At 56.5% G+C, this 17,610-nt stretch carries 19 protein-coding genes; 5 read left to right on the top strand and 14 right to left on the bottom strand.

What is annotated here, in order from left to right; genetic code table 11:
* Positions 1 to 43: 43 nt before the first annotated feature.
* Complete coding sequence (locus DOU50_RS13275; RefSeq protein WP_148769544.1) at positions 44 to 1,018, top strand: aldo/keto reductase; 975 nt, start codon at positions 44 to 46, stop codon at positions 1,016 to 1,018.
* Positions 1,019 to 1,072: 54 nt separating this feature from the next.
* Here DOU50_RS13275 and thiL read toward each other — a convergent pair whose 3' ends face one another.
* From thiL to nrdR, 5 genes are all read right to left on the bottom strand, one after another.
* On the bottom strand, positions 1,073 to 2,044 hold the full coding sequence (thiL, locus tag DOU50_RS13270) for a thiamine-phosphate kinase (RefSeq protein ID WP_048992548.1): 972 nt from the start codon (positions 2,042 to 2,044) through the stop codon (positions 1,073 to 1,075).
* A gap of 77 nt (positions 2,045 to 2,121) precedes the next feature.
* On the bottom strand, positions 2,122 to 2,541 hold the full coding sequence (gene nusB, locus DOU50_RS13265; RefSeq protein ID WP_024906809.1) for a transcription antitermination factor NusB: 420 nt from the start codon (positions 2,539 to 2,541) through the stop codon (positions 2,122 to 2,124).
* 21 nt (positions 2,542 to 2,562) lie between these two features.
* A complete protein-coding gene (gene ribE, locus DOU50_RS13260) occupies positions 2,563 to 3,033 on the bottom strand; it encodes a 6,7-dimethyl-8-ribityllumazine synthase (RefSeq protein ID WP_006176874.1) in 471 nt (156 codons plus the stop codon).
* An 87-nt stretch (positions 3,034 to 3,120) separates the two neighbouring features.
* Positions 3,121 to 4,224 carry a bifunctional diaminohydroxyphosphoribosylaminopyrimidine deaminase/5-amino-6-(5-phosphoribosylamino)uracil reductase RibD gene (gene ribD / locus DOU50_RS13255; RefSeq protein ID WP_148769543.1) on the bottom strand — a complete coding sequence of 368 codons (1,104 nt, stop codon included), beginning with the start codon at positions 4,222 to 4,224 and terminating at the stop codon, positions 3,121 to 3,123.
* A 4-nt stretch (positions 4,225 to 4,228) separates the two neighbouring features.
* Positions 4,229 to 4,678, bottom strand: coding sequence for a transcriptional regulator NrdR (gene nrdR, locus DOU50_RS13250; protein WP_008503337.1), 450 nt, complete (start codon positions 4,676 to 4,678; stop codon positions 4,229 to 4,231).
* 152 nt (positions 4,679 to 4,830) lie between these two features.
* On the opposite strand from nrdR, the gene DOU50_RS13245 reads away from it, so the two are divergent.
* The gene (locus DOU50_RS13245; RefSeq protein WP_024906807.1) at positions 4,831 to 5,370 is read left to right on the top strand and encodes a DUF3251 domain-containing protein; all 540 of its coding nucleotides are present in this window, start codon (positions 4,831 to 4,833) and stop codon (positions 5,368 to 5,370) included.
* A gap of 267 nt (positions 5,371 to 5,637) precedes the next feature.
* Positions 5,638 to 6,501, top strand: a complete 864-nt coding sequence (locus DOU50_RS13240) for a nucleoside-specific channel-forming protein Tsx (RefSeq protein WP_024906806.1) — start codon at positions 5,638 to 5,640, stop codon at positions 6,499 to 6,501.
* Positions 6,502 to 6,589: 88 nt separating this feature from the next.
* Here the strand turns inward: DOU50_RS13240 and DOU50_RS13235 are convergent, their stop codons facing one another.
* The 7 genes from DOU50_RS13235 to queA form a co-directional block, all read right to left on the bottom strand.
* Complete coding sequence (locus DOU50_RS13235) at positions 6,590 to 7,270, bottom strand: helix-turn-helix transcriptional regulator (RefSeq protein ID WP_048992545.1); 681 nt, start codon at positions 7,268 to 7,270, stop codon at positions 6,590 to 6,592.
* Between the two features lie 14 nt (positions 7,271 to 7,284).
* A complete protein-coding gene (locus DOU50_RS13230) occupies positions 7,285 to 7,650 on the bottom strand; it encodes a VOC family protein (RefSeq protein ID WP_032646150.1) in 366 nt (121 codons plus the stop codon).
* Between the two features lie 142 nt (positions 7,651 to 7,792).
* Positions 7,793 to 8,764 carry a protein translocase subunit SecF gene (gene secF, locus DOU50_RS13225; protein ID WP_024906803.1) on the bottom strand — a complete coding sequence of 324 codons (972 nt, stop codon included), beginning with the start codon at positions 8,762 to 8,764 and terminating at the stop codon, positions 7,793 to 7,795.
* Positions 8,765 to 8,774: 10 nt separating this feature from the next.
* On the bottom strand, positions 8,775 to 10,622 hold the full coding sequence (secD, locus tag DOU50_RS13220) for a protein translocase subunit SecD (protein ID WP_071995326.1): 1,848 nt from the start codon (positions 10,620 to 10,622) through the stop codon (positions 8,775 to 8,777).
* A gap of 27 nt (positions 10,623 to 10,649) precedes the next feature.
* Positions 10,650 to 10,982: a preprotein translocase subunit YajC gene (gene yajC / locus DOU50_RS13215; protein WP_003859109.1), complete on the bottom strand. Its 333-nt coding sequence runs from the start codon at positions 10,980 to 10,982 to the stop codon at positions 10,650 to 10,652.
* 22 nt (positions 10,983 to 11,004) lie between these two features.
* A complete protein-coding gene (tgt, locus tag DOU50_RS13210) occupies positions 11,005 to 12,132 on the bottom strand; it encodes a tRNA guanosine(34) transglycosylase Tgt (RefSeq protein WP_003859110.1) in 1,128 nt (375 codons plus the stop codon).
* A gap of 53 nt (positions 12,133 to 12,185) precedes the next feature.
* Positions 12,186 to 13,256: a tRNA preQ1(34) S-adenosylmethionine ribosyltransferase-isomerase QueA gene (gene queA / locus DOU50_RS13205; protein ID WP_148769542.1), complete on the bottom strand. Its 1,071-nt coding sequence runs from the start codon at positions 13,254 to 13,256 to the stop codon at positions 12,186 to 12,188.
* Between the two features lie 92 nt (positions 13,257 to 13,348).
* Here queA and acpH point away from each other — a divergent pair, with 92 nt between their 5' ends.
* On the top strand, positions 13,349 to 13,930 hold the full coding sequence (gene acpH / locus DOU50_RS13200; RefSeq protein ID WP_024906800.1) for an ACP phosphodiesterase: 582 nt from the start codon (positions 13,349 to 13,351) through the stop codon (positions 13,928 to 13,930).
* Positions 13,931 to 14,057: 127 nt separating this feature from the next.
* A complete protein-coding gene (locus DOU50_RS13195) occupies positions 14,058 to 14,660 on the top strand; it encodes a peroxiredoxin (protein ID WP_014168840.1) in 603 nt (200 codons plus the stop codon).
* A 43-nt stretch (positions 14,661 to 14,703) separates the two neighbouring features.
* On the opposite strand, the gene DOU50_RS13190 is transcribed toward DOU50_RS13195, so the two are convergent.
* The gene (locus DOU50_RS13190) at positions 14,704 to 16,089 is read right to left on the bottom strand and encodes a DUF3999 domain-containing protein (protein ID WP_148769541.1); all 1,386 of its coding nucleotides are present in this window, start codon (positions 16,087 to 16,089) and stop codon (positions 14,704 to 14,706) included.
* On the bottom strand, positions 16,086 to 17,610 hold a 1,525-nt coding region (locus DOU50_RS13185; protein ID WP_148769540.1), incomplete at its 5' end, for a DUF2339 domain-containing protein. The genes DOU50_RS13190 and DOU50_RS13185, both read right to left, overlap by 4 nt.

The raw sequence follows: 17,610 nt of genomic DNA, 5'->3' as shown, positions 1-17,610 counted from the left end.
CTGCTATGCTTAAACCTGGTGTTTAAACAGCAGGAGCGGAACCGTGCAATACACAACATTAGGAAAAACGGACCTTAAGGTTTCCCGACTTTGTCTGGGATGCATGACCTTTGGCGAACCCGATCGGGGAAACCACGCCTGGACGCTGCCGGAAGAGAGCAGCCGTCCGATTATCAAACGCGCCATCGAGGGCGGCATTAACTTCTTTGACACCGCCAACAGCTACTCCGACGGCAGCAGCGAGGAGATTGTTGGCCGCGCCCTGCGCGATTTTGCCCGTCGTGATGACATCGTCGTCGCCACCAAGGTCTACTATCCGGTAGGCGACCTGGCTGAGGGCCTTTCTCGCGCACAGATCCTGCGCTCCATTGATGACAGCCTCAGACGCCTGAACATGGATTACGTAGACCTGCTGCAAATTCACCGCTGGGATTACAACACGCCAGTCGAGGAGACGCTTGAAGCGCTGAACGACGTGGTCAAAGCCGGTAAAGCACGCTACATCGGCGCGTCGTCTATGCACGCGTCGCAGTTTGCTCAGGCGCTGGATCTCCAGGCGCAGCACGGCTGGGCGCGCTTCGTCACCATGCAGGATCACTACAACTTGATCTATCGTGAAGAAGAGCGCGAGATGTTGCCGCTGTGCCATCAGGAGGGCGTGGCGGTGATCCCGTGGAGCCCGCTGGCGCGCGGTCGTCTGACCCGTCCGTGGGGAGAAACCACGGCCCGTCTGGTATCGGATGAAGTGGGAAAAAATCTGTATGGCGGTACAGAAGCCAGCGATGCGCTAATTGCCGAACGCTTAGCCGGAATTGCCGACGATACCGGGGCAACCCGCGCCCAGGTGGCGCTGGCCTGGCTGCTGGGTAAACGCGGCGTCGCGGCGCCGATTATCGGCACATCCCGGCAAGAGCAGCTTGACGAACTGCTAAATGCGGTGGATATCACGCTGACGCCGGAGCAGGTTGCCGAGCTGGAGACGCCGTATCAGCAGCATCCGGTGGTAGGATTTAAGTAAGCACGTAGGCCGGGTAAGGCGGAGCCGCCACCCGGCAATACAGAGCGCACAACATCACGCGAAGTGATCGTACCCTTTCCAGTCCAGCGTAACCGGCTCACCGTCTTTCACAAACTTCAACCCTTCACTCTCCGGCATGATCTGACCGATGCAGGTAAATTTCGCGCCGAGATGCGCTAATGCCACGTCGAGCGTTCCGCGGTTCAGCTCCGGAACGGTAAAACACAGCTCATAATCTTCGCCACCGGACAGCGCCCAGCGCAGTGCCTGCTCAGGTTCGACATGACGAAGCAGTTCCTCTGACAGCGGGAACAGATCCAGGTCAACGCGCGCGCCGACACCGCTGGCCTTCAGAATATGGCCGAGGTCCGAGATCAGCCCGTCAGAGAGATCGATAGCCGAGCTCGCCCGTTCACGCAGCGCCTGGCCGTGCAAGATACGCGGTGTTGGCCGCAGATGGCGTTTCACCAGATATGCCGCATCATCAGCATCTTCAACCGTTAAACGGTTCTGAAGGATCGCCAGCCCTGCTGCGCTGTCGCCCGGCGTACCGGTCACGTAGATCCAGTCACCGGGTTTTGCGCCTGAGCGCTTCAGCGCGCGGCCAAGCGGCACGTAGCCGTGGATCGCCAGCGTCATCGACAGCGGACCGGCAGTGGTATCACCGCCAATCAGCTGCATATCATAGTAGCTAAGCTGCTCAAACAGCGCATCACTAAAGGCTTCCAGCCAGGCTTCATCCACCTCTGGCAGGGTCAAAGCCAGCGTCAGCCACGCAGGATCGGCACCCATCGCCGCCAGATCGCTGACGTTCACCGCCAGCGCTTTATACGCCAGATCGGCAGGATCGATATCCGGTAAGAAATGACGGCCGCACACTAAGGTGTCGGTGCTGATTGCCAGCGTCTGTTTTTCGGGAATATTGAGAAGTGCACAGTCATCGCCAATGCCGGTTTCAACATCAAGACGAGAGGTTCTGACACGGTCGAAATAACGGGCAATCAGGGAGAATTCGCCGCATGCCATACGTTATGCCTCAGCAAATAAAAGAAAAAACCGGAGCCGCACTGCCCGTCAGGCAATGCAGGACTCCGGTTTGCGGATCACTTTTTGTGGGGACGGATCGCAGGTGCTGCTTTATCAAGTACGCCGTTTACAAACTTGTGGCTGTCTTCAGCGCCGAAGGTTTTCGCCAGTTCGATCGCTTCGTTGATGGCCACTTTATACGGCACATCATCACGTTTAGACAGCTCAAACAGCGCAATACGCAACACTGCTTTTTCTACCTGGCCCAGCTCTTCGAGCAGACGGGACAGGTAAGGCTTCATCAGACCATCGAGATACGCGCTATTAGTCGCCACTCCCGACAGCAGTTCACGGAAGTACAGAACGTCAACGTCTTTCACGTCCTGTTCTGACAGGAACTGGTATTCAACATCAGAGATGTCGTTCTGGGACAACTGCCAGGAGTAAAGTGCCTGGACGGCACATTCACGGGCGCGGCGACGAGCAGCAGGTTTCACGGAATTCCCCTTACAAAAAAATCAGGCCTTGATGGCTTTCAATACATTGATCATTTCAAGCGCGGTCAGTGCAGCTTCTGCACCTTTGTTACCGGCTTTGGTGCCAGCACGTTCGATGGCTTGTTCAATACTTTCGGTGGTCAGCACGCCGAACGCGACAGGAATTTCAGCATCCTGCGCAACGTGTGCCAGACCGTTGCTTGCACCGCCCGCAACGTATTCGAAGTGCGCAGTGCCGCCACGAATAACGGTACCCAGTGCAATCACCGCGTCATATTTACCGGTTTTCGCCAGCGCGCCCGCCGCCAGTGGCAGTTCGTAAGCGCCTGGAACCCAAACAACGGTAATATTGTCATCTTTAACCTGGCCGATACGTTTCAGGGCGTCAATAGCACCTTCCAGCAGGCTGTCGTTGATGAAGTTGTTGAAACGCGCAATGGTGATGGCGACGCGAGCGTCCGGGGTAGCTACAGCAGCTTCAATAATGTTCATACTCTTCCTTTACGGGTTCATTTGGCCCCGCAGGGGGGCGGATTTTATCATAATACTTTGCGCACTGCTTCCCTATTTCAGGAGCAATTACGCTGTCGTTAAGTGGAGGCAGACATCCGGACCTACCGGACGAATCTCGCTAAATTTGAGTTGCGGTGCGTCGGCCAGTTTTTCAAGGCCGGGCAGCACAAACAGGCCGCGCGCATCGTGACCTAACAGTTTAGGCGCAACGTAAACAATCAGTTCATCCACCAGTCCGGCCTGTAATAGCGCACCGGCGAGCGTTGGCCCGGCTTCGACCCAGATGCTGTTCACCTGCTGCTTGCCGAGCAGCATCATCAGCACCACCAGATCCAGATGACCGTTATGCTCCGGCACCATAATGCTGCGCACGCCTTCCGGCCATTCGCGCGTATCTTCTTTGGTGCGGGCAATCAAGGTTTCACCCGGCTGCTGGACGATGCGGTGCTCCGGCGTCACCCGGTTCTGGCTATCAATGACAATACGCAGCGGCTGACGCAGGTTCTCCTGCGGGTAAAGCGCCTGGGTATCGGCATTCAGTTCGTCCCAGCGCACGGTCATAGCCGGATCGTCAGCCAGAACGGTTTCACTGCTGGTGAGAATAGCATGGCTTTGCGCGCGCAGACGTTGCACATCGCGCCTTGCCTGTGGCGACGTGATCCACTGGCTTTCGCCGTTTGCCATCGCCGTACGACCGTCCAGCGAGGCGCCCAGCTTGAGCTGAATATACGGGAACCCCGTGCGCATGCGCTTCAGAAAGCCTTTGTTGAGCGCTTCCGCGTCCTGCATCATCAGGCCATGGCTGACCTCAATGCCTTCCTGCTGCAGACGATACAGACCGCGTCCGGCTACCTGCGGATTCGGATCCTGCATCGATGCGACCACGCGCGAAACACCTGCCGCGATAAGCGCTTCGCAGCACGGCGGCGTACGCCCGTGATGGCTGCAGGGCTCCAGCGTGACGTAGGCCGTAGCACCGCGCGCCTTCTCGCCGGCCATGCGAAGCGCATGAACCTCAGCATGCGGTTCGCCGGCACGATAGTGAAACCCCTCCCCCACGATCTCGCCATCTTTGACGATAACGCACCCGACGTTCGGGTTAGGATGGGTAGTAAAACGACCGCGCTGCGCCAGCTTCATGGCTCTCGCCATGTAAATCTCATCCTGCATGAGCTTAATCCTGTAAGCGGGCGATCTCTTCGCCAAACTCTTTGATATCTTCGAAACTGCGGTAGACCGAGGCGAAGCGGATATAGGCGACCTTATCGAGCTTTTTCAGCTGCTCCATCACCAGGTTGCCGATCATTTTGCTCGGCACTTCACGCTCACCCAAACCACGAAGGTAAGATTTTATGTGGTTTAACGCCATTTCAACGTCGTCCGCGCTGACGGGACGTTTTTCCAGGGCCTTCAGCATCCCACTGCGCAGTTTCTCTTCGTTAAACGGCTCGCGCACGTCGTTGCTTTTTACCACGCGCGGCATTACCAGCTCAGCAACCTCAAAGGTCGTGAAACGCTCGTTGCACACCAGACATTGCCGACGACGGCGTACGGATGACCCTTCGCCCACAAGACGAGAGTCGATGACTTTGGTATCCACAGCGGAGCAGAATGGGCAATGCATACGGTATCCCTGTTATCCGGTTAACTAATTTTCATTTTACCCTGATCTGGCCTGACAACAAAGGAAGAGCTTTTTGAGACAAAGGATCTATGTCTGACACGATGATGCTGACTACCATTAGGACGATCCGTTATTTCAAGGAAATAAACGCAATGACAAGACGTTACCTGAAAATTTTGCTGGTGGGGAGCCTCTTCACCCTTAGCGCCTGTGCACAGCAAACCGAAGTCCGTCAGATGAAACAGAGCGTGAATACGCTCAATACGGCGATGGACAAACTGAACAAAGAAACGGTGAAGATCACCCAGCAAAACGCGCTGAATGCTAAATCCAGCAGCGGGGTTTATCTGCTACCGGGGGCGAATACGCCCGCGCGGCTCAATAGTCAGATTGGCACGCTGAAAATGTCTCTGGTGAACGTGGCGGCGAATGCAAATGGTACTCGCGCAACATTACGCATCCAGGGAGAATCCAACGATCCGTTGCCAGCCTTCAGCGGCACCGTCGAATGGGGACAGATCCAGGGCACCACGGAGAGCTACCAGGAGGTGAATGTTAATCGTCAGCTGTTCACCGCACCGGCCAGCGTGCTGGCTCCGAGCGATGTTGACATTCCACTGCAGCTTAACGGACTGACTCCGGATCAGTTAGGTTTCATCCGTATTCACGATATCCAGCCCGCCGCTCAGTAACCCCTCTTTTAGCGGAGTGAAATGTCACTCCGCTAACATTTACATTTCGTATGGATTGGCAACATAAATGATTGCCGCTACAATCCCGGCCGTTTAAAGTACGCAAACGTGAACGCAATCGATTACGCGTGTGAGAGATATGTGAAACAACACATATTTTTGTGAGCAGGGATTCCTATAATAGGCACCGCAGAAACACGAAATATTTAGAAACGCAATTCGCGCATTTTTCACTCCCGGAAGGGAATTTCAATCAGTGGCATGATTATGAAAAAAACATTACTCGCAGCTGGCGCCGTGCTGGCACTTTCTTCCTCTTTCACTGTTAACGCAGCGGAAAACGATAAACCACAATACCTCTCCGACTGGTGGCACCAGAGCGTTAACGTGGTCGGCAGCTACCACACGCGCTTTTCTCCGAAGCTGAACAACGACGTTTATCTGGAATACGAAGCGTTTGCTAAAAAAGACTGGTTTGATTTCTATGGCTATATCGATATTCCTAAGACCTTTGACTGGGGTAACGGTAACGACAAAGGTATCTGGTCCGACGGTTCCCCGCTGTTCATGGAAATCGAACCGCGTTTCTCTATTGATAAACTGACGGGTACCGACCTGAGCTTTGGTCCGTTCAAAGAATGGTATTTCGCCAACAACTATATCTACGATATGGGCGATAACAAAGGCAGCCGTCAGAGCACCTGGTACATGGGTCTGGGTACAGATATCGATACCGGTCTGCCAATGGGCCTGTCTCTGAACGTGTATGCTAAATACCAGTGGCAGAACTATGGCGCTTCAAACGAAAACGAGTGGGATGGCTACCGTTTCAAAGTAAAATACTTTGTGCCAATCACTCAGGTTTGGGGTGGCCAGCTGACCTACATCGGCTTCACCAACTTCGACTGGGGCTCAGATCTGGGTGATGACAAGAACCGTACCAGTAACTCTATCGCGTCCAGCCACGTTCTGGCCCTGAACTACGATCACTGGCACTACTCTGTCGTCGCGCGTTATTTCCATAACGGCGGCCAGTGGAAAGGTGGGGATACCGTTAACTGGGGTGAGGGTGACTTCACGTCTAAATCAACCGGTTGGGGTGGCTACCTGGTTGTAGGTTACAACTTCTAATCAGTGTGGGTTTCGCCCGGTGGCGCTACGCTTACCGGGCCAACGATCCGAATGCAGGCCGGGTAAGGCGTAGCCGCCACCCGGCTTTTTACTGCTTAACCTTCCGCAAAAAATCTGCCAGAGACCTGTCCGCACTTTCGCTAAACCGCCTTTCCGTAGTCACAATATTGAGGCATCTGTCGAGCCGGAAACAGCGATAGTCATCGCGCCGTTCACACCACGCCGCCAGCAGCCAGCGCTCTCCCCAGAAGAACAGCCCCAGCGGCTGAACCTCACGATTAGACAGCTGTCCTGCTTCATCACGGTAATGCAGCGCCAGCACCTGTTGGGCGGAAATCGCCTGATGAATCCTGTCAAAATCGCTGCGGGAGTGGCTTTGCATGCAAAAATCCGGGGCGTAGATCCGCGTCTGCTCCGCCTTTCGACGACTCTCCTCGGGCAGGATAGCCAATACCTTTTCCTGAGCCGACTCCAGCTCGCGCGACAGCGATTCCCCTCCCCAGGTTTTGAGCAGGCGAATCGCGACGATCAGCGCCTCGGATTCCTTATTTGTCAGCATCAGCGGCGGCAGGTCAAAGCCCGACATCAGCCGATATCCGCTCCCCGCTTCACCTTCCACCGGCACGCCGGAAAGCGACAGGTCGCGGATATCGCGGTAGACCGTGCGCTCGGACACGCCAAGCCGGTCCGCCAGATGCGCTGCCGTTGTCAGACGCCTGCCCCGCAGGATCTGCACAATCTGAAACAAACGGTCAGCGCGTCGGGTCATATCTTATTCCGCTCTCAGGCAGGTTGATGGAGGCCGACGCGGTTACCCTCGCTGTCGGTAAACAATGCGATAGTGCCAATGCCATGCGGCAGTTCCAGCGGGCCAAACACGCACTCGCCGCCCGCAGAGGCGATGCGATCGAGCGTGGCCGCCAGATTGTCAGTATGCAGGTAAATAATAGCGCCCTGCAAAGACGGTGTAACGCCGTCAAATTTTGCCAGAGCCCCGCCGGTACCCGGATCCTCATGTGGGAAAACGGCCAGCTCAGCGCAGTCCATTTTCTCGCGACGCAGCGCGAGCTGCATCACTGGCTCATAAAATTTGATAGCGCGATCCATATCCGTGACCGGAATTTCAAACCAGTTAATTACGCTTTTCATACATCCTCCTGACTCTTGTTTGGGTTCGAAAAGAGTCTACGACAGGGCTCCTGACAGCATACTGTCAGGAGTGTTTGTCAGGAGCAGATAAAAAAAATCCCGGTCAACAGACCGGGATTTCGATAACACGCTAAACGTCGCTTTACGGCAGAATGGACGGCTGATCCGCCCCTTCTTTCTCAACTTTCTGCTGGAGCAGGTGCTCGCGCTTCATGCCGAGTTTCAGAGCCAGTGCAGACGCAACGTAGATAGACGATGCCGTACCGATGGTGACACCAATCAGCATGGTCAGCGAGAAGCCTTCCAGTACCGGACCACCGAAGAGGAACAGCATCAGGATCACCATCAATGTGGTACCGGATGTGATCAAGGTACGGTGCAGCGTCTGGGTCAACGACACGTTAAAGATTTCGTACGGCGTACCGCGACGGATCTTACGGAAGTTTTCACGGATACGGTCAGATACCACGATACTGTCGTTCAGTGAGTAACCGATAACGGACATCAGGGATGCCACAATCGTCAGGTCAATCTCAATGTGGAACAGCGACAGTATGCCCATGGTGATCACCACGTCGTGCGCCAGGGCGATAACCACACCGGCCGCCAGTCGCCACTCAAAGCGGAAACCGACGTATACCAGGATGGAGATCAGCGCCACCAGCAGCGCCATCGCGCCGGTCTGGGCCAGGTCAGCCCCCACGCTTGGGCCGACGAACTCAATACGCTTAACCGCCGCGTTCTGGCTGGTTGTTTCGTTAATCACGCTAACAACCTTACTGCCCAGCTCCTGGCTGCCGTTAGCATCGTGCACCGGCGGCATACGCACCATGATGTCGCGGCTGCTGCCGAAGTTCTGCAGCAGCGGCTCTTCAAAGCCCGCTTTCTGCAGAGACAGGCGCATCTGGTCCATATCGACCGGTTTTTCCAGGGAGATCTCGATAACCGTACCACCGGTGAAATCGAGACCCCAGTTAAAGCCTTTTACGCCCATAATGACGATGGACAGAATCAGCAGGAAACCTGAAATGCCGAAGGCCCAGTAGTCCCAGCGCATAAAGTCCCAGACTTTACGGCCGTGGTTCAATTGTTCAACAGTATATTCCTGTGCCACAACGCACTCCTCAGATAGACAGCTTTTTGACGCGCTTGCCGCCGTACAGCAGGTTCACGATGGCACGGGTGCCGACAATAGCGGTAAACATTGACGTTGCGACACCGATACCGGTTGTAATCGCAAAGCCTTTGATCGCGCCAGTACCCACTGCATACAGGATAAGAACCTTAATCAGTGTTGTTACGTTCGCATCGAAGATGGAGCTGAACGCCCCTTTATAGCCTTCGTCAATCGCCTGCTGAATAGAGCGACCGTTGCTCAACTCTTCTTTGATACGTTCGTTAATCAGTACGTTGGCGTCGACCGCCACCGCAAGGGTCAGGACGATACCCGCAATACCCGGCATGGTCAGCGTCGCCCCCGGCAGCAGGGACATAATGCCGATGATCAGCACCAGGTTGGCGATCAGCGCGGAGGTCGCAATCAGACCAAACTTCTTATAGAAGAAGATCATGAAGAGGATAGAGACCACCAGACCGGCCAGACACGCTTCCAGGCCCTGCTGGATGTTTTGCATCCCCAGAGTTGGACCAATGGTACGCTCTTCAACAATCTGAATTGGCGCAATCAGCGCACCGGCACGCAGCAGCAGGGAGAGCTGACGCGCTTCGTTCGGGTTGCTAATACCGGTAATGCGGAAGCTGTTACCCAGACGAGACTGGATGTTGGCGATGTTAATCACCTCTTCCTCTTTCACCAGCACCGCACGACCATTTGCATCTTTCTTACCGCTGTCTTTGTACTCCACGAATAGGGTCGCCATCGGTTTACCGATGTTGTCCTTGGTGAAGTTAGACATGATGTTACCACCCGCGCTATCGAGCGAGATGTTAACCTGCGGCTGGTTGTATTCGTCCTGGCTCGACGTGGAGTCGGTGATGTGATCACCGGTCAGAATCACGCGTTTGTACAGCACAACTGGCTGACCTTCGCGAGTCTGTTTCACTTCGGAGTCACCCGGAATACGCCCTGCGGCTGCAGCGGACTGATCGACGTTAGAGTTCACCAGACGGAATTCCAGGGTTGCGGTCGCACCCAGAATTTCTTTTGCACGCGCAGTGTCCTGGATACCCGGCAGTTCAACCACGATACGGTCAGCACCCTGACGCTGTACCAGCGGCTCAGCCACGCCCAGTTGGTTTACACGGTTACGCAGAATGTTGATGTTCTGCTGAACGGCATATTCACGCGCTTCTTTCAGACGCGCATCGGTCATCACCGCGCGCAGCTGGTTGCTGCCCTGAGAGGTGATGACCAGGTCACGGTGACGTTGGGTCAGGTAATCTACAGCCTGATCGCGCGCCGCACTGTCGCGGAACGTGATGCTCATGCCGTAATTATCTTCTTTACGCACGGTGGTGTAAGCGATGCCTTTATCACGCAGATCGCTGCGCAGGCTGTCGATATTCTGTTCCTGCAGCTTGCCAAGCGCGGTATCCATATCCACTTCCATCAGGAAGTGAACGCCGCCACGCAGGTCAAGACCGAGTTTCATTGGCTCTGCTTTCATCGCAGCCAGCCAACGCGGGGTTGCAGGGGCAAGGTTAAGCGCCACGACGTATTTGTCACCCAGCACGCCCATCAGCGCTTCGCGAGCGCGGAGCTGCGTGTCGGTGGTGTCGAAGCGAGCAAGAATTGCCCCCTCTTCCAGAGCCACAGACTTAGCGGTAATTTTTTCTTCTTGTAACGTTTTCTGGACCTGGATCAGCGTTTGCTCACTGGCGGCGACACCGCGCGCGCCAGTGATTTGAACAGCCGGATCCTCACCATACAGGTTGGGAAGCGCGTACAGCAGGCCGACGAGAATCACGACGACCAGCATGATGTACTTCCACAAAGGATAACGGTTTAACACGGCAGTTCCCTTTGGGAAAAGTTGGGATTACAGCGCCTTCATGGTGCCTTTCGGCAGAACGGCAGCTACGAAGTCACGTTTGATGACCACTTCAGTGGTGTCGTTCAGGGCGATAGCAATGTAGCCGTTTTCAGCCACTTTGGTTACGCGACCGACCAGACCACCGTTAGTCAGTACTTCATCGCCTTTCGCAATGGAGTTCATCAGGTTTTTGTGCTCTTTGGTGCGCTTCTGCTGTGGACGCAGGATCATGAAGTAGAAGATCAGACCGAACACAACCAGCATCAGAATCAGAGACATCGGGCTGCCCTGCGCTGGAGCACCTGTTGCCGCTACCGCATCAGAAATAAAAAAGCTCATTCAAATTCCCTCATTATTAAAATTAATCAACGTTCAACGGTGGAACATCCCGCCCCTGACGTTGGTAGAAATCGGTCACGAAGCTCTCTAATTTACCCTCTTCGATAGCCTTACGTAAACCAGCCATTAAGCGCTGATAATAACGAAGATTATGAATGGTATTGAGACGCGCGCCCAAAATCTCGTTACAACGATCGAGATGATGCAGATACGCGCGAGAATAATTGCGACAGGTATAGCAATCGCACTCGGAATCGAGCGGGCTGGTGTCACTCTTATGCTTCGCGTTACGGATTTTCACCACGCCATCGGTAACGAACAAGTGGCCGTTACGCGCGTTGCGGGTTGGCATGACGCAGTCAAACATATCAATGCCGCGGCGTACGCCTTCAACCAGATCTTCTGGTTTACCCACGCCCATCAGGTATCGTGGTTTATCCGCCGGGATTTGCGGGCAGACATGTTCCAGAATACGGTGCATGTCTTCCTTCGGCTCACCCACAGCCAAACCGCCGACAGCGTAGCCATCAAAACCTATCTCTACCAGACCTTTAACAGAGATATCGCGTAAATCTTCGTAAACGCTGCCCTGGATAATGCCGAACAGCGCATTTTTGTTCTGCAGAGAGTCAAAACGGTCACGGCTACGCTTTGCCCAGCGCAGGGACATCTCCATGGAGCGTTTTGCGTAGTCCCAGTCCGCCGGGTACGGCGTACATTCGTCGAAGATCATCACAATGTCAGAGCCGAGATCGTACTGAATCTCCATCGACTTTTCGGGATCGAGGAAAATCGGATCGCCGTTGATCGGGTTACGGAAGTGTACGCCCTGCTCGGTGATCTTGCGGATATCGCCCAGGCTGAAGACCTGGAAGCCACCGGAATCGGTCAGGATGGGGCCTTTCCACTGCATGAAATCGTGCAGATCGCCGTGGAGCTTCATGATCTCCTGACCCGGACGCAGCCACAGGTGGAAGGTGTTGCCGAGGATAATCTGTGCGCCAGTGGCTTCTACTTCTTCCGGCGTCATCCCTTTTACGGTGCCGTACGTGCCCACAGGCATAAACGCGGGGGTTTCCACCACGCCGCGATCAAACACCAGGCGACCGCGACGCGCGCGACCGTCGGTGGTATCGAGTTCAAATTTCATTTTTTCTCCGACGTCAGAAAAACAGTCCAACGTTGTAAAACGGTGCCGCGGACTTATTCCCCGACACGCTCATTCAAAGCCAGCGGATTGTACGTGATAAACATCGCGTCCCCGTAGCTAAAAAAGCGATATTTTTGTTCTACCGCAGACTTGTAGGCATTCATCGTATGCTGGTAGCCCGCGAACGCGGAAACCAGCATAATCAGCGTCGATTCAGGCAGATGGAAGTTGGTCACCAGCGCGTCAATCACTTTGTACTGATAGCCCGGGTAGATAAAGATCTGCGTATCGCCAAAGAACGGCTCGATAAGACCGTTTTTCGCCGCCTGCGCGGCGCTCTCCAGCGAGCGCACAGACGTCGTCCCGACCGCCACGACGCGGCTGCCGCGCGCTTTCGCCGCCAGCACCGCGTCCACCACGTCCTGAGGCACTTCGGCATACTCAGAGTGCATGATGTGGTCTTCAATGCTGTCCACGCGTACCGGCTGGAAGGTCCCCGCGCCGACGTGCAGCGTCACGAACGCCATCTCCACGCCCTTCGCACGCAGTTTTTCCAGCAGCGGCTCATCAAAATGCAGGCCCGCGGTCGGCGCAGCGACGGCACCCGGTTTCTGGCTGTAGACGGTCTGGTACAGCTCGCGGTCGGCCTCTTCGTCCGGACGCTCAATATACGGCGGCAGCGGCATGTGGCCGATGGCGTTCAGGATATCAAGCACCGTGCGCTCGTCGTTGAACTCCACCTCGAACAGCGCGTCGTGGCGCGCGGTCATGGTCGCCTTGATGCTCTCATCATCACCCAGCAGCAGCTCCGCGCCCGGCTTCGGCGCCTTAGAAGCGCGAATATGTGCCAGAATACGTTTATCATCGAGCATACGTTCGACCAGCACTTCAATCTTACCGCCGCTGGCTTTACGGCCAAACAGGCGCGCCGGGATCACGCGGGTATTGTTAAAAACCAGCAGATCGCCAGGGTTGAGCTTGTCGAGCAAATCGGTGAAAGTACCGTGCGTCAGCTCGCCCGTTGGCCCATCCAGTGACAGTAAGCGACAGCTGCTGCGCTCAGGCATGGGATAGTGAGCAATCAGGGATTCAGGTAGTTCAAAGGAGAAATCGGCGACGCGCATGACGTATACTCGTGACTTAAAAACAGGCGGCATAGTCTAGTGCTCACACCCTTTTGCTGCAACAACTAGCCGCCCCCGGACAAATAAAACGCATGAATTTTCTCGCTCACCTGCATCTCGCGCACCTTGCTGACAGCTCCCTCTCGGGCAATTTGCTGGCCGATTTCGTACGCGGTAATCCCGCAGAAGACTACTCCCCTGAGGTTGTCGACGGGATTTTTATGCACCGCCGCATCGACGTGCTGACGGATAAGCTGCCGGAAGTGACGGAAGCCAAAGCCTGGTTCCGCCCGGAAACGCGCCGCGTTGCCCCGATCACGCTCGACGTGATGTGGGATCACTTCCTGTCGCGCCACTGGGAACAGCTGTCACCGGAGATGCCGCTGCCGGCGTTTGTGCGCTATGCCCACCAGCAGGTGTCGATTATTCTGCCCGACTCGCCGCCGCGCTTTGTGAATCTGAATAACTACCTGTGGTCGGAACGCTGGCTGGAGCGCTATCGCGAGATGGACTTCATCCAGAACGTGTTGAATGGGATGGCGAGCCGCCGCCCGCGCCTGGATGCGCTGCGCGACTCCTGGTATGACCTGGATGAACATTACGATGCGCTGGAGACCCGATTCTGGCAGTTTTACCCGCGCATGATGGCGCAGGCGAAAAACAAACAACTTTAATGGAGATTGGATTGATAGGTAAAAGCTGGCGGAACGATTGTCACCACCTCTTTGTCTTATCCATGAACACTCTCTATACTGGCTCGCGTTGCGTTCCAAATAACCTTAGTATCTACAGGAGAATCATATGGTTCTGGTAACTCGTCCGGCTCCGGATTTTACAGCTGCAGCAGTTCTGGGCAACGGTGAAATCGTTGAAAACTTCAACTTCAAACAGCACACCAACGGTAAAGCGACCGTTCTGTTCTTCTGGCCAATGGACTTCACTTTCGTTTGCCCGTCTGAGCTGATCGCTTTCGACAAACGTTATGAAGAATTCCAGAAGCGTGGCGTGGAAGTTGTTGGCGTCTCCTTCGACTCTGAATTTGTACACAACGCATGGCGTAACACCCCTGTCGACAAAGGCGGCATCGGTGCGGTGAAATACGCAATGGTTGCGGACATCAAACGCGAAATCCAGCAGGCTTACGGTATCGAACATCCGGACGCTGGCGTTGCGCTGCGCGGTTCCTTCCTGATCGACGCAAACGGCATCGTTCGTCACCAGGTTGTGAACGATCTGCCGCTGGGTCGTAACATCGACGAAATGCTGCGCATGGTTGACGCGCTGCAGTTCCACGAAGAGCACGGCGAAGTGTGCCCGGCTCAGTGGGAAAAAGGTAAAGAAGGCATGAACGCGTCTCCAGACGGCGTGGCTAAATACCTGTCTGAGAACGTATCCAGCCTGTAATCGGCACGGTTTACGAAAAAGGCCCGCTTATGCGGGCCTTTTTTTATGCCTTACGCTGCGTCTCTCGCCAGATGCGCCAGGCCATGCCCGCCAGCAGGATCACGCCCGCAATCAGTACGCCCCACACCAGCAGGGTGTTCATCCTGCTCTCTCGCTCGGCCGCAGAGGTGGCGGTCAGACGCCCCTCGCCGCCTAACGCAACATTATCCACAATGTCGGCCTGCGGCAGGTTCGCCATAGCATAGGTCTTGCGCAGGTCGGCTGGGATCAGCATGCCGGGCTCCACGCTGGCAGGCTTTGCGGCGCCGTTACCCCAGGCGAGCACGTACGGCGCTTTCCCCTGGGCGTTGAACACCAGATCGTAGCGGTCGCGATGTCCCGTGACGCTCGGCAGGTATTCTGGCAGACGCGCATTCAGCGTCGTGATTTTCACTGCCTGCACCAGGCCCCCGTTAAGCGAAACCGGTGGCGACGTTTTTCCCTCAAGACGGTAAAGGACCTCTTTTTTCAGGGGGTGCCATGCGTCTTTTTCCGTACTCCGCCACGCTATCTCCACGGGAAGGACGCCATCGCCATTCAGCGAGATGCTGACAGCACTCAGCGGCTGCGGGCGCGCCCAGCGCCACTGCGCTGCGCTTGTCGATAGCTGCTCCCCTTCCCCCTCAAGCTCGACCGCTTCCGGGGTCGCCTGGGCAGGTGCGATGATTGCGTTAACGCCGGTCAAGGTTATCCCCTGGCTCTGCGCGTTCAGCACCACCATGAGATAGCGATTCGCATCGGGAGATAAAACCGTATCGGTATCGATCCGATCGAGCTTAAGACGATCCTGGCCGCTGACGGCGTCAAGCAATGGCATATCCTCGCGCAGGGTATACCAGCGCTTAAGATCCTCGCTGTAATAGACCGACGCCGTTCCCTGCCACGGCGTCTGAGGAGAATTCCAGAGCAGCTGCAGCTGGGATATGGCCATCTCCCCCGTAGCCTGCTCCGGCAGGGTCAGCAGATAATGTTGCCCGGCTGCGGCGGCTTTTTGCCCCTCCAGCACAATCTCAACGCCGTTTCCGGAGCGGAGCAGGATCTTATCGCTATCACCGGATCCTTGCGAAGCCGCAAGCGGCGAGGCATCCAGCGGGAAGAGGCGCAGCGCCGTGGATTGCACTGACGCCTGCGGACGCGTCGCGCTGACCAGGCTGAAGGGAACCGGCTCGCCCGACTGGTTAAAGACGCGGACATCATGCAGATCTGGCGACGTGCTTTGCTCATAGACGGCGAGCGGCAGCATCACCCGATACCACTGGGAAGGAACAGACGTATCAAGTGAAAGACCAAAAGCATAGTCCCGGGGCGATTCCGTTTGTCCCTCGTCGCAAAACGCCGGGCCGGAAAGCGCCAGCAGCGCGGTACACGCTACCGCTTTCATCCATTTCATTTTTCATCTCCTGTTTTGGGCGGTAGCGGTGAGAAATACCCCACAATCAGAACCAGTATCGCCACGCCGATAAACGCTACCGCACGCGACAAACCGCCTCCGCCCGCGCTGTCCACCAGCATCAGTTTAACCATTACCACACCCAGCAGCGCGGCACCGCAGAGCCACTCCTGCCGGGAAGCCCGACGGGTGGCATGGATCATGACCACCAGCGCGCTCAGCATCCAGAACAGGGCAAAACTGGTCTGGATAAGCCGCGAATCCCACAGCGATGCCATATTCCAGGCCACGTCGCCGTACCAGGCCAGGGCGCGCATCAGCGCACCGTTAAGCCACCAGAAGCCAAACGCCATGAGCGCGACGGCAAGCCACGGGCGCGCTTGCGCAAGCCACGCCGGGTAGTAGCGATCCACCGCCCGATAAAAGACGACCAGCCCCAGCAACGCGAACGCAGCACCTTCCTCAAGCGGGTTCACCAGCGGCAGCCAGGTCTGACGATAGACCACGCCGTCCTGGAAATTGGTCACCACCAGCAATACCAGCAGCGCCACGACTACAGGAATCGGTGCCAGGCAGGCGTAGAGCGCAGGCCACTCCCGGAATGGCCACACGCGACGCCGTACCGCAGCAGAGAGCGCCATAATCACCCCGCCGCCTGCGGCCATCGCTAAACCGCTACCCCAGGCCGCCATGCCCCAGGGCAGAGACCGGGCAAACCAGTAAAGCTCGGCGGCCAGCGCCAGTAAAATCATCCAGAAGAGCGACAAATGCAGCCCCATTGCGATGCGTGGCAGGAGTCTTTCACCGTCGCGCCGCAGCAGTACCAGCGCGGCAGGAAGCGCAACGCACCAGGCCAGATTTGACCAGCCGGCGGAGACGATCTGCTGGTGCCAGAGTTGATAGCCCACCATCAGCAGCATAACCGGCCACAGCAGCCATTTGCTGGCGTCCAGCTCTCGCCACGCCAGACGAGCGGCCACCTGCCGCCAGCCCCAGACCGACGCCGCCGTCAGCGCCAGCACGCCCGCCAGAATCGGTAATTCCTGCGTCAGCGCCAGCCGCGCTGCGCCCAATAGCGCCACGAGCCAGAACAGCAGCCCGCCAGCCAGCAGCGCCCAGCTGACCGGCAGGAAGAGAGTCCGCCACAGCCAGCCAGCCGCCAGCCAGCAAAGGCTGAGGATGGCGAAGATAAGGAGCAGACTCAGCGGCGTAACGCCGTTCGTTTGTGCCCACAGCGCGCTGCCGAGCGCCAGCACCAGCAGCGCCGTCCCGCTATAGCTCATACGACGCTGGTGCTGCTGCACGCCCAGCCAGAGGATACCCAACCCTTCCAGCGCCCAGGCCATCGCCGTCCAGCGCGCTGACAGCGCCAGCGGAATGGCGAGCGTCGCGAACCCGCCGCCGATGGCCAGCGCCGCCATGACCAGCGGTCGTCCGAGGGAGGGATAGCGCCGCAGCGCAAGGAACGCGAGGGTAAGATAAAATGCGCCGTATCCCAGCGCACTCAGGGCCGGACCATAT

This window comes from Enterobacter sp. C6 (assembly GCF_008122455.1).
GTDB lineage: Bacteria > Pseudomonadota > Gammaproteobacteria > Enterobacterales > Enterobacteriaceae > Enterobacter > Enterobacter pseudoroggenkampii.
Note: the sequence above shows the minus strand (reverse complement) of the source record. Positions and strands in the feature narration are given on the sequence as shown.

Excerpts from the sequence above, each read along its gene's own strand:
- ribD (WP_148769543.1), bottom strand. The coding sequence starts at position 4,224 with ATGCAGGATGAGATTTACATGGCGAGAGCCATGAAGCTGGCGCAGCGC.
- DOU50_RS13195 (WP_014168840.1), top strand. The coding sequence starts at position 14,058 with ATGGTTCTGGTAACTCGTCCGGCTCCGGATTTTACAGCTGCAGCAGTT.
- acpH (WP_024906800.1), top strand. The coding sequence starts at position 13,349 with ATGAATTTTCTCGCTCACCTGCATCTCGCGCACCTTGCTGACAGCTCC.
- DOU50_RS13190 (WP_148769541.1), bottom strand. The coding sequence starts at position 16,089 with ATGAAATGGATGAAAGCGGTAGCGTGTACCGCGCTGCTGGCGCTTTCC.
- DOU50_RS13245 (WP_024906807.1), top strand. The coding sequence starts at position 4,831 with ATGACAAGACGTTACCTGAAAATTTTGCTGGTGGGGAGCCTCTTCACC.
- thiL (WP_048992548.1), bottom strand. The coding sequence starts at position 2,044 with ATGGCATGCGGCGAATTCTCCCTGATTGCCCGTTATTTCGACCGTGTC.
- DOU50_RS13240 (WP_024906806.1), top strand. The coding sequence starts at position 5,638 with ATGAAAAAAACATTACTCGCAGCTGGCGCCGTGCTGGCACTTTCTTCC.
- DOU50_RS13235 (WP_048992545.1), bottom strand. The coding sequence starts at position 7,270 with ATGACCCGACGCGCTGACCGTTTGTTTCAGATTGTGCAGATCCTGCGG.
- queA (WP_148769542.1), bottom strand. The coding sequence starts at position 13,256 with ATGCGCGTCGCCGATTTCTCCTTTGAACTACCTGAATCCCTGATTGCT.
- ribE (WP_006176874.1), bottom strand. The coding sequence starts at position 3,033 with ATGAACATTATTGAAGCTGCTGTAGCTACCCCGGACGCTCGCGTCGCC.
- DOU50_RS13230 (WP_032646150.1), bottom strand. The coding sequence starts at position 7,650 with ATGAAAAGCGTAATTAACTGGTTTGAAATTCCGGTCACGGATATGGAT.
- nrdR (WP_008503337.1), bottom strand. The coding sequence starts at position 4,678 with ATGCATTGCCCATTCTGCTCCGCTGTGGATACCAAAGTCATCGACTCT.
- yajC (WP_003859109.1), bottom strand. The coding sequence starts at position 10,982 with ATGAGCTTTTTTATTTCTGATGCGGTAGCGGCAACAGGTGCTCCAGCG.
- tgt (WP_003859110.1), bottom strand. The coding sequence starts at position 12,132 with ATGAAATTTGAACTCGATACCACCGACGGTCGCGCGCGTCGCGGTCGC.